Below are 10,890 nucleotides of genomic sequence, written 5' to 3' on the forward strand. Positions count from 1 at the left end.
TATGCCCTCTTCTCAAGAATTTCCTTCAACCTTATCTTTGGATTGGCCAATCGCCTTTGGTGGCCGTGCTGGGTCTGCTCTGTTTAAAAGTGTGCCTGAAGATTTTCAGGTGCGTGAGCAGCTACCTTTTGAGCCTGTGGGGCATGGTGAGCATCTTTTTCTTCGAATAGAAAAGATTAACCAGAACACGTCATGGCTGGCGCGCCAGCTTGCCAGGCTGGCTGATATTCCGTCTGTGGATGTGAGTTACGCCGGCTTGAAAGACCGCCATGGGGTCACTGAGCAATGGTTTAGTCTGCGCATTCCTGGCTTGCCACCTGAAAATGAATTCGAAGAATGGCAGCAAAAGCTCTCTACTATAGAAGGTGCGAAATTACTAAAAGCCGTTCGCCATGATCGTAAGCTGCGTACGGGTGCATTGGATGGCAATCACTTTGTTATCCGGTTACGGGATTTTAAAGGTGACCGCAGTCGTCTGGAAAGTCTGCTGCACGCTGTACAAAAGAGTGGAGTCCCTAACTATTTTGGTGAGCAGCGTTTTGGGCGGGGTGGTCATAACCTGATACTGGCTGAAAAACTGTTTTCCGGGGAGATTAAGCTGGCCCGGGAAAAGCGTGGTTTTGCCCTTTCTGCGGCCCGATCAAAGATATTTAATGACGTGCTGGGTGAGCGGGTGGCGTCTGGAACCTGGCTGGAGATGGATGACGGTGATGTGCTGACATTCCCTGATTCGGCTTCTCTTATATTTCCTGATCGACGTGACGATTCTGTGGCTGAACGTTTTGCTACGGGTGTTTTGCTGGCGACCGGCCCACTTTGGGGTGAAGGACGTTCAGGTTGTGCGGGGCATATTGAAGAGTTGGAGAGCGCCGCGGCCAGTCAGAACACAGAGTTTGCAGTTGGACTTGAGAGGCGAGGGCTGAAACAGGAGCGTAGGTCGCTGGTATCTCAGGTTAAAAATTTATCATGGACATTGGATGGTGATGACCTTGAGTTGCGTTTTTTCCTGTATAAAGGGAGTTATGCGACATCCGTCATTCATGAATTATTGGATTGTCGTACACCTTCTGTCGTAGAAAGTCCGACTCTTTGATGAATAGTCGTGGCAGGTTAGTTAGGATAAGGAAGATGTTTTCATAAAGCGACTGGCTTTGGGATGAAGGAGTTGGATTTAGGTATGGGTGGAGTAAACCTGGCCGGTATAGGGATGACATCCCAGAGAACCCGTGATCGCCTGATTGAGCGTTTGTATGATCAGGGGATCACCAGTCATCGGGTGATTGACAGTATTCGCTCTGTCCCGCGCCATATTTTTATCGATGAAGCTCTTGCCCATCGAGCCTATGAAGATACGGCTTTGCCTATCGGTCATAACCAGACTATTTCCCAGCCCTTTATTGTTGCTCGGATGACCGAGGCTCTACTGGCTGCGGGGCCCCTTAAAAAGGTTTTGGAAATTGGTACGGGCTCCGGATACCAAACCGCCGTTCTTGCCAATCTGGTTGATGACGTGCGAACTGTTGAGCGTATCCAACCCTTACAGGCTAGAGCCCGTCAGAAACTTCGAATGATCAAGGCTCATAATGTTCTGTTTCGCCATTCCGATGGAGGAATGGGATGGCCGGAAGAGGGACCTTATAACGGTATTCTGGTGACTGCAGCACCGGAAAATATTCCTGATGAGTTACTTCAACAGTTGGCCGTAGGTGGACGTCTGGTTATCCCGGTAGGTGGCCAGGAGCAAGGCCTTTATCGCATTACCCGTACAGAGTCTGGGTTTGAGAAGGAATATCTTGAAGCCGTTCGTTTTGTTCCCCTCTTGAGTGGTGTCATCCGCTAATTCCTTTTGTGGCAGTGTATGAATTTGAAATCAACTTTTTTTCTTTTCGGTAAAGGTCTGGCCATGGGGGCGGCTGATGTTGTCCCTGGGGTTTCCGGGGGAACTATTGCTTTTATTACCGGCATTTATGATCAGCTGTTAAATAGTCTCAAAAAATGTAGTCCTGGCGCGTTAAAAGTTCTTTTCAGTGAAGGGATTGCTGCATGCTGGAGGCATATTAATGGCACCTTTCTGGTGACCTTGTTTACGGGAATTCTGACCAGTGTTTTTACTCTTGCGCGACTCATTACCTGGTTGCTGGAGCATTATCCCATTCAGGTTTGGTCATTCTTCTTTGGTCTGGTTTTAATTTCCGCCTGGCATGTGGGGCGACAGATTCGCTGGAATGGTGTTTCCTTGGTCACTCTTGTTATCGGAGCTGGGGGGGCATGGGTGATTGCTGGAGGAATACCTGCTGCAGGGCAAGATGCCAACCTTGTTGAGTTCTTTTTAATCGGTGCCCTGGCTATCTGTGCCATGATTCTTCCAGGTATCTCGGGGAGTTTTATTCTTTTGCTGCTGGGCTATTACGCACCAGTAATGATGGCAGTGAAGGGTTTGGATATTCCGGTTCTGGCAGTACTGGCTCTTGGTTGTGTGGCTGGGCTGTTGACCTTCTCTCATTTTTTGTCATGGCTGTTGCTGAAGGCGCGGGTGGCTACATTTGGTTTTCTTGTTGGCCTTATGCTTGGTTCTTTGAATAAGCTTTGGCCCTGGAAAGAGGTGATCAGTACCCGGGTTAACAGTCATGGGGAGGTGGTTCCTCTTCTGCAACAGAATGTTCTACCTGCCGCTTATGAGCAGCTTAATGCCGCACCCTCGATGCTGACGGCGGCAATTGCTTGCATGGTGGTTGCCATTGTTCTTGTGGTTGGGGTGGACAGGATAGCAGCCCGCAATAAGTAAGTGTCGGTTTGTTTTTGTAGTGTGAATGTGAACTTTAGCTGGGGATAAGTGAGGGATTTTATCCTTGCATGTCTAAAACTGGCGCCGATACAAGAGCAAAACGTGTGGATTAGTGGTGAGTATTCCACTTTTTTTAGACTTTTTTGCTCGTATTTGTTTGTTTTTTATATTCAATAGAAATTAAAAAGTAAGAATCACAGAGGGGCTGTGATTCGACAGGATGTGAAGATGATCACAAGGTTAGTGTTTTTTCATTTGAGTGTTTGCTCAAAAATGATGAGCATTGGCCTGTGCCTGTTATTGCTGACTTCCTGTGTATCTCCACCATCGAATATTCCCATTTCTTCCCGCACCAGGCCAGCCACAGTGACCTGGGGAACACATACCGTCCAGAGAGGCGAAACACTGTATACCATTGCCTGGCGTTATGGTCAGGAATTCAAAAGGTTAGCCGCCATTAATGGTATACGCGCTCCCTATACAATTTACCCCGGTCAGAAGCTCCGATTGGGAGGCCAGGCCAGAACACAAACTGTTGCCCGGAAACCTTCACCAAAGAAAACAGTCGCTGCCTCTTCACAAGCGCGCTCGACAGGAGTAGAGTCCGCGTCGAACAAAAAACGATCAATATCTACCAAAGGTGCACAATCGGTTTCTGGGGGTAAAGTTCGCTGGCAATGGCCGGCATCTGGAAAAGTGATTGCCAGATTTTCTACATCCGGGCAGCTCTACAAGGGTGTTGCTATTGCTGGTCGGATCGGAGAACCTGTTAACGCAACGGCGGGTGGAAAGGTTGTTTATTCCGGGGCCGGGCTAACAGGGTATGGAAATCTGGTAATTATTAGGCACAACAGTAGCTATCTCAGTGCTTACGCTCACAATAAAACTCTTCTAGTGAGCGAAGGTGACACCGTTAAAGCGGGTCAGAAGATAGCCGAATTAGGTTCTACAGGGACTAACGAGCCAAAGCTGCACTTTGAAATACGGCGCGATGGTAAGCCTGTTGATCCTCTTCTTTTCTTGCCGAATCGATGAGGTAATCAGTAAGAAGTAGCGGTTGGGCATATAAAAGACGGACCTGTAACAAGGTCGTCGATACAGCCAGGGGCTGTTCGGCTGTGAGTGGGACCAATTAAATAGGGCTGGCACTTATGGCACTAAAAAAGGAAGAGACTGAATTAACCGCGGTGAGCCAAGGTTCTGATACTGAAACGGAGTTCGATTCAGGCCAGGCAAAAGAAGTCAGCGGGAATGATTCGGAGTCGTCTCAGCAAAATACAGTGCAGAAAAGCGCGACTTCCACTGCACCACGTGTGCGGGAAGAAGATGCTTTCTACAAATCTCTTGATGCAACCCAGATGTATCTCAATGAGATTGGCTTTTCCCCGTTGTTAACACCGGAAGAGGAGGTGCACTTTGCACGCCTTGCCCGTAAAGGGGTTGAAGCTGGTCGCCGACGTATGATTGAGAGTAATCTGCGGCTGGTAGTGAAGATCTCCCGACGGTATGTAAACCGCGGGCTTTCTCTACTTGATCTGATTGAGGAGGGTAACCTCGGTTTAATCAGAGCGGTAGAAAAGTTCGATCCGGAAAGAGGCTTCCGTTTCTCAACCTACGCAACCTGGTGGATCAGACAAACTATTGAACGGGCGATTATGAATCAGACCCGGACAATTCGTCTGCCCATTCATGTGGTTAAGGAGCTGAATGTTTATTTGCGGGCAGCCAGGGAGCTGACTCAAAAACTGGACCATGATCCTACCCCGGAAGAAATTGCAGAGCTGCTCGACAAGCCTGTTGATGACGTCAAGCGTATGCTTGGTCTGAATGAGCGAGTGACATCTGTTGATACGCCTTTGGGGCATGATTCTGATAAATCGATTCTTGATACTATCTCTGATATTCGTGAGAGTGATCCCGCAGTTCTTCTGCAGGATAGCGATCTGAATACCAGTATTGATAAATGGCTGTGTGAATTATCTGAGAAGCAACGGGAAGTGGTTGCCAGACGATTCGGTTTAAGAGGCTATGAAACCAGTACTTTAGAAGAGGTAGGCAGAGAGATTGGTTTAACCCGGGAACGTGTCAGACAGATTCAGGTTGAAGCGCTCAAGCGTTTGCGCCTGATTCTTGAAAAGCAGGGGTTAACCAGCGATTCGCTGTTCAGTGGTAATTGAGCGTGGTTAACGGATTCAGTTGAACTCCCTGAAAATAAAAAGCCATGGTTACTTGGTAGCCATGGCTTTTTTATAATTGGTGTTTGAAGGAAGGAATTAACGCTCGAGATGCTCCAGCTTTCCTTCCTTACCATCCCACTCTTCAGCATCAGGTAATGAATCTTTTTTCTCAGTAATGTTTGGCCACACTTCTGCCAGCTCGGCATTGAGTTCAATAAACTCCTGCTGATCTTCCGGAACTTCATCTTCTGAAAAAATAGCGTTGGCTGGGCACTCAGGTTCGCAAAGCGCGCAGTCTATACACTCATCGGGGTGAATGACCAGAAAGTTTGGACCCTCGTAAAAACAATCAACAGGGCACACTTCTACACAGTCTGTGTATTTGCACTTGATGCAGTTATCACCCACTACGAAAGCCATGGCAGATACTCCATTTTCAGTTCATCAGGACTCAGGCATTGTCATTTTAGTGCCATTGCGGAGCACTCGTAGCGGATTTGGTATCACTTCCGTATACGTATTGTGCCCACTGGCTTTTTGCGACGCTATATTATCAGCTCACATCTTTGGGTCATAGCCTGTAGAACTTGGCTTATTAGGCTTAGCGGTCATAAGCTTATGACCGCTAAGCCTGTTTGGTGCGAAATTCTATTTAAAAGAGGGTGCATAGATTGCTGGTTCTGCTTGCCCCCAGTGATATTCGCGCTTGGAGTTAGAGGGTGTTACTTGGTGCTGAACAGAATGGTCTTTATATGGCAGGGGAATGTGATTTTTGGAGAACCGCCTCGTTATCACAAGTTGTAATTGCAACAACGAGGTGATCTGTACAATTTCACGTCTGTATTTTATTACTTTGTAGTCATAACTGCGCGGTTAGCTTTTATCGTTTTTAAACCGATTCCGCGAACTTCACTCAGCTCTTCAACGGTTTTGAACTCGCCATGCTCTTTGCGGTGATCAACGATTCTCTGGGCCGTTTTTTCACCAACATATTTCAACTCCTTATCGAGAGTTTCGGCGCTGGCGGTATTGATATTAACCTTGGCTGGTGGAGCTTCATTAGCCCAGGTGGGTGAGGATAGTAAAGCGAATGAAAACAGAGCCGCAGAAGTAATCTTCTTGAGTGACATCGGTAACCTCCATGTAGTGCCTGAATGAATCAGGGGTATTGTTACCTTTCAAGTTCTAGTTAAGGATGCGGCTGTATGCAAGGAAGTCCATTTCGGGAGTAAATGTGTGACGTATATCTGACGCTTTGGGGTAATTCCCTATACCTTAAGTTTCTGGTTGGACTTGCGTTTTTTCTAACTGAAAGGTAACTTACGCGACGTCTTCTGTAGACGGTTAGCTCAGCTGGTTAGAGCGCCACGTTGACATCGTGGAGGTCGCTGGTTCAACTCCAGTACCGTCTACCAATTCTTTTGAATTGGAAAAAGAAGCGCATTTTAGGCGATTAGCTCAGTTGGTTAGAGCGCTTGGTCGACATCCAAGAGGTCACCAGTTCGAATCTGGTATTGCCTACCAATTTTAAAAGCCTGTTTTCATAGAAAGCAGGCTTTTTTCGTTTAAAGTCTGATAATAATTAGAGTTTAAATAGATTTTAGCTATATGGTGCGGCCTTTATCTCTATTCTGCCTACACTAAGCGGGTATGGCGGATACAGGGAGTTGATATGGCCAGCCAAGAAAAACAGCGTATCCTGGACGGAATTGAAGCGCTATATCCAGCGGATGCTGGCCATGGGCGTGCTGCTTTTATTGGTCAGATTCTTCTCCATCACGCTCTTGAAAATACCTACTATAACTGGAGGGATCTTCCTCAGAGTGTTCTTGAGCGCTACCTTGCAATTTGTGAGGATTATGAGCGTAAGACAGAAGAGAATATGAATGGGTCAGGCAAGTCTCTCGATTCTCTACCTGGTTACCTAAAGCACTGATCCTGCTACAGGTTATAAAGATTCCCGTTTTTTGAGTTGATAACTCATCCATTTGTATAAACTGTCATTCAATATCTTTTCCGCCTCCCCGGATTTTGTAAGTTTCTGCAGGTCAGTGTTTAGTTGCTGAATTGATATGCTGCAATCAATATTTTTTGAAAATGCGACAAATACCGGAACCTTTTGGGTTATGAGGGGGAGCTTTTCGAGTGTACCTTCAAGATTAAGCAACGATACGAGAAGGTCGTCCTGAATGTTGGGATAAATTGTGTAATCTACCCGTCCTATCTTCAGCATTTTCAGCGCTAGATTTGGTGTGAAGGTTCGAATTAACTTTTTGGGTTTCTGCTGATTGTGAAATATTTCTTCAACGGATAATTGGTCGGGCATGGCTCCCTTAAGTTCAAGCAGGTCATTCCAGTTGTGAGGTTTTTTGCCATGTGAGCGTTTCGTTAAAACAGTCAGGCTGTGGATGTAGAGTGGAGTACTACTGAAGGTAGCAATTGCGGATGTTTCTGGTGTTTTTGGAATACCGGTGATCAATTGAATCCGCCCATCGGTCAGAGCCTTTAGAACACGACGATAGCCTCCCACATGATCTGTTTTAAGTTCTATTCCCTGTTTGTTGAGTGCCTGCTCGAGTAAATCTCTTGCGGCTCCTCGCGTCTCGCGGTAATCACTCCAGACAACTGGCGGAAAGTCTGGGGGGCCAGCCATTGTGAGTGACGAGCAGGTTTCTGCAATAACTTTGGTTGAAGTAAGCTGAACCAAAATGACTGCGAGCGTTTGTATCAATATACAGAGTGTTTTTCTGATCATGCAGCTCTTGTGTGTTGTTTTGATACTACATCAGGAATATTTTGCACAGTCGTTCCAGTTAATGCAAAAGGTATGTGTGCTGCGTGCTCTTTGATAGTTATTTGTAATGTGAAATTTATGCCTCCCTCAAAAAGTATTAATACGAAATTGCTTGTTCGTGAATTGTCGGACGGGATCAAGTTTGAGTCTTCAGTTGATGATGTTTCTGTTCGCTTGAGCCTAAGGGGAGAGTGGAATGCTTTTCGTAAGAATGGCAGGTTTTATAGGCGCTGTATGGATGGAAGAGTCATCTCCTCACAGGGTGCTCTCGATTTTACCCAGAATGAGGTCCAACTCTTTCATGGCGAAATAGCTAACGTGTGTCGCCAAATGCTCAGTAAGAATTGTGGCAGCTTAAGTTCTCATACCGCGCAAATTTTGGAGCGCTGTACAAAATTGCCTGATCACTTTTATCACCAGTTACAGGATGTGTATTTTCGGGCTTACCCTGAAGGTGTGCCCGTTCTTCCCCCCGATCGTTACCGTGATCTGGTTATACCAATCACAATGGGTTGTCCTAATGGGCAGTGCTCTTTCTGTGCTTTTTATCGTGATAAGCCTTTCTCTTTAATTGAGCAGAATCGGTGGAATGAGGTTGTTAGCTCGTTGGAGCAACTCTTTCCGGGTGGTGTGGCCGGTCGTGACGGTATTTTCCTTGGTTCCGCAAATGCTCTGGCTCTTTCTTTTGTGCAGCTGGAATCTGTAATTGATCGGATAGTTCACTTATTTGGACTTCCTGCTCGTGGCGTGTCGTGCTTTGGTGATGCTGATCGGATGGGGGTTCGCAAGGTTGAGCAATGGCAAGTGCTCAGGGATAAAGGGTTGGTTCAAGTTGTTCTTGGCTTGGAAACGGGAGCCGATGTTTTGCGAGAAAGGATTGGTAAAAGTAGAAGGTTGGAGAAAACCCGTGGGCTTGCTTTTCAGCTAAAACAGGCTGGGGTTGCAGTTGGGCTAACTGTTCTTACAGGTTTTATTGGAGAAGAGTTTTTTGCTGCTCATAAAGAAGCGACATGTCAGTTTATACAGTCGCTGGAATTAACCGCAGAAGATAGGGTATATATATCGCCTTGGTTTACAGATGGGGCGAAAGAGCCTGAAAGTCGTGCCTATGACGAAGCACATGAAATAAAACGTGTGCTTTCTGGTCAAACGGCTGCTCGTGTTACTGCTTATTCATCCCATAACTTTTATTATTTTTCCTGAGTAATGTAGTCATGTTTTCCATAGAAATTAATCAGGATCAGCCTGTATCTGACTTTTATCATGAGCTGAACCAATTGGCGGAAGGGCTTCTTTCTGCGGAGGCTGACCCTATTGCCGGGATGGCTAACCTCTCAAGCTTTTTGTTTCAGGTTCTTCCGGACATTAACTGGGCCGGGTTTTATCTGGTGAAGGGTGGGGAGCAACTTGTTCTGGGGCCGTTCCATGGGCAGCCCGCTTGTACTCGCATCCCCCTCGGTCGCGGAGTGTGTGGTACGGCGGCCAGTGAAAACAAAATTCAACGTATTGCTGATGTTGATGCATTTTCCGGTCATATTGCCTGTGATGCTGCCAGCCAGAGTGAAATCGTTCTTCCCTTGGTTTGTGGTGAACAAGTGGTTGCTGTGCTTGATATCGATAGCCCAATTAAAAACCGTTTTACAGAAGGTGATGAAGCGGGTTTATGCCGATTGGTTGAGTTAATTCAGGACAATCTGCACTTGTCTAAATTGTACTGAATTGTATTGCCGGGTTGACCCTGGAGTCTGAGCTACCTAGGATTTCCTGAGGTTAATAAAAACAGTGAATAATAAATTATGAATCCAAAGGTGCTTCTGGCTCTAGGGCTTGGTCTGGTCGTTGGTGGATTGTCTACATTTATTTATCTCGACAAGAATGTAAAAAGTGATACTGCTGCTCAGGCTGTTTTGGCGATGCAGGGTAAGGAGTATTCTGTTGAGCAGCTGCCACCGGCTGCAGCCCGAGCTTTATTTGAAGTTCGGCGTGAAGCCTGGGGTCGCCAGAATCAGATAATTTCTGGTGCAGCTGGCGAGATGTATGTGCAAGAGAAGGTGAAAGAGAGTGGCCGTGACCGTCAGGATGTGCTGATGGAAGTCATGGGGCTGAGTTCACCTTCTGAAGAGCAACTGAAAGCCTTTTATGAAGAGAATAAAAATCGAATTCCTGCTCCTTACGAGCAAGTAAAAGAGCAGATTCATAATTTCCTTATCGGACAGGACTTGCAGCAAAAGCGTGAACAGTTAACTGATCGCCTGCGTGATGAGCTGGGTATGAAGGTTCTGTTGCCAGAACCAGAAGCGCCGTTGACTGTTATTGATACGCAAGGCTTCCCATCGAAAGGTAATACATCAGCACAATATACAGTTGTGAAATTTGCTGATTATCAGTGCCCTCATTGTGCTAACGCTGCGGAAGCAATGGATGAGTTGATGGAAGATATTGGTGACAAGGTTCGACTGGTTTATATGGACTTCCCCATTAACCGTTCGGGTGTTTCCAGGGATGTGGCCTTGGGTGCTGTTTGTGCTGATGAGCAGGGCAAATTCTGGGAGTACAATAAGGTAGCCTTCAGTCAACAATCCTCATTAAATGAGGGATCAAAGATGACTCTAGCTGAGGGGCTTGGGCTAGACATGAGTGCTTATAATGAATGTCTTACCAGTGATCGCCCAGAAAATAAGGTTGCCCGTTCAGAGGCTGAAGCTGAGCGTTTAGGACTTACCGGTACTCCAGCCTTCTTTATTAATGGCAAAGTTTTGCAGCCAGAAAATCTGGCTGATGGGCTTGGGGCTGCGATTCGCAAAGCGGCAGGCATTAACTAAACGTTTACCCGATTGTATAAAAAACCGGCAGGTTGATACCTTGCCGGTTTTTTGTTGGTGATTCGTCGATATTAGGTAAATGCCGTATATCTCAATAATGTTCTTGACCTAAATTAAAATGTGATTAGAATGCGCCCTCGTTGTCACCGGTCACGACCAGCGGCAGCAAAGTTGAGTCGTTTCTAACTGATTGATTAGCAAGAGATTGTTTTGAAGGTTGGCAAAAACGAATCACTTGACACCGGCAGCTTCCACGGTAAAATGGCGGCCTCGCTGATCGGACAGCTTCTTAGCTTCCTTCTCTTCTAAAGA

The 10,890-nt window shown here is 46.5% G+C and carries 12 protein-coding genes and 2 tRNA genes; 11 read left to right on the plus strand and 3 right to left on the minus strand.

The features are described from left to right. Position 1 precedes the first annotated feature (1 nt). The 5 genes from QMA35_RS12445 to rpoS all read left to right on the plus strand — a co-directional run bounded on the left by QMA35_RS12445 (position 2) and on the right by rpoS (position 4,962). On the plus strand, positions 2 to 1,093 hold the full coding sequence (locus QMA35_RS12445; RefSeq protein WP_281647475.1) for a tRNA pseudouridine(13) synthase TruD: 1,092 nt from the start codon (positions 2 to 4) through the stop codon (positions 1,091 to 1,093). Positions 1,094 to 1,177: 84 nt separating this feature from the next. Further along, positions 1,178 to 1,840, plus strand: a complete 663-nt coding sequence (locus QMA35_RS12450; RefSeq protein ID WP_281647476.1) for a protein-L-isoaspartate(D-aspartate) O-methyltransferase — start codon at positions 1,178 to 1,180, stop codon at positions 1,838 to 1,840. 18 nt (positions 1,841 to 1,858) lie between these two features. Continuing rightward, positions 1,859 to 2,785 (plus strand): DUF368 domain-containing protein, encoded by a 927-nt coding sequence (locus QMA35_RS12455; RefSeq protein WP_281647477.1) that lies wholly within the window; start codon positions 1,859 to 1,861, stop codon positions 2,783 to 2,785. A 228-nt stretch (positions 2,786 to 3,013) separates the two neighbouring features. Further along, positions 3,014 to 3,820: a peptidoglycan DD-metalloendopeptidase family protein gene (locus tag QMA35_RS12460; RefSeq protein WP_281647478.1), complete on the plus strand. Its 807-nt coding sequence runs from the start codon at positions 3,014 to 3,016 to the stop codon at positions 3,818 to 3,820. Positions 3,821 to 3,936: 116 nt separating this feature from the next. Further along, positions 3,937 to 4,962 carry an RNA polymerase sigma factor RpoS gene (gene rpoS, locus QMA35_RS12465; RefSeq protein ID WP_281647479.1) on the plus strand — a complete coding sequence of 342 codons (1,026 nt, stop codon included), beginning with the start codon at positions 3,937 to 3,939 and terminating at the stop codon, positions 4,960 to 4,962. A gap of 96 nt (positions 4,963 to 5,058) precedes the next feature. Here the strand turns inward: rpoS and fdxA are convergent, their stop codons facing one another. Continuing rightward, positions 5,059 to 5,382 (minus strand): ferredoxin FdxA, encoded by a 324-nt coding sequence (fdxA, locus tag QMA35_RS12470; RefSeq protein WP_281647480.1) that lies wholly within the window; start codon positions 5,380 to 5,382, stop codon positions 5,059 to 5,061. 428 nt (positions 5,383 to 5,810) lie between these two features. Continuing rightward, positions 5,811 to 6,092: a helix-hairpin-helix domain-containing protein gene (locus tag QMA35_RS12475; RefSeq protein WP_281647481.1), complete on the minus strand. Its 282-nt coding sequence runs from the start codon at positions 6,090 to 6,092 to the stop codon at positions 5,811 to 5,813. Positions 6,093 to 6,300: 208 nt separating this feature from the next. Here QMA35_RS12475 and QMA35_RS12480 point away from each other — a divergent pair. From QMA35_RS12480 to QMA35_RS12490, 3 genes are all read left to right on the plus strand, one after another. Next, positions 6,301 to 6,377, plus strand: a tRNA-Val gene (locus QMA35_RS12480). Between the two features lie 32 nt (positions 6,378 to 6,409). After that, positions 6,410 to 6,486: transfer RNA gene (locus QMA35_RS12485), tRNA-Val, on the plus strand. Positions 6,487 to 6,634: 148 nt separating this feature from the next. Further along, positions 6,635 to 6,898 carry a hypothetical protein gene (locus QMA35_RS12490; RefSeq protein ID WP_281647482.1) on the plus strand — a complete coding sequence of 88 codons (264 nt, stop codon included), beginning with the start codon at positions 6,635 to 6,637 and terminating at the stop codon, positions 6,896 to 6,898. A 12-nt stretch (positions 6,899 to 6,910) separates the two neighbouring features. Here QMA35_RS12490 and QMA35_RS12495 read toward each other — a convergent pair whose 3' ends face one another. Beyond that, complete coding sequence (locus QMA35_RS12495; RefSeq protein ID WP_281647483.1) at positions 6,911 to 7,717, minus strand: transporter substrate-binding domain-containing protein; 807 nt, start codon at positions 7,715 to 7,717, stop codon at positions 6,911 to 6,913. Between the two features lie 117 nt (positions 7,718 to 7,834). Between QMA35_RS12495 and QMA35_RS12500 the strand changes: the two genes are divergently transcribed. The 3 genes from QMA35_RS12500 (at position 7,835) to QMA35_RS12510 (ending at position 10,578) form a co-directional block, all read left to right on the plus strand. Beyond that, entirely contained in the window at positions 7,835 to 8,959 is a 1,125-nt protein-coding gene (locus QMA35_RS12500) for a radical SAM protein (RefSeq protein ID WP_281647484.1), read from the plus strand. Positions 8,960 to 8,970: 11 nt separating this feature from the next. Continuing rightward, a complete protein-coding gene (locus QMA35_RS12505) occupies positions 8,971 to 9,474 on the plus strand; it encodes a GAF domain-containing protein (protein WP_281647485.1) in 504 nt (167 codons plus the stop codon). Between the two features lie 78 nt (positions 9,475 to 9,552). Continuing rightward, the gene (locus tag QMA35_RS12510) at positions 9,553 to 10,578 is read left to right on the plus strand and encodes a thioredoxin domain-containing protein (RefSeq protein WP_281647486.1); all 1,026 of its coding nucleotides are present in this window, start codon (positions 9,553 to 9,555) and stop codon (positions 10,576 to 10,578) included. Positions 10,579 to 10,890 lie beyond the last annotated feature (312 nt).

The organism is Parendozoicomonas sp. Alg238-R29, from assembly GCF_947331445.1.
Classification (GTDB): Bacteria; Pseudomonadota; Gammaproteobacteria; order Pseudomonadales; family Endozoicomonadaceae; genus Sansalvadorimonas.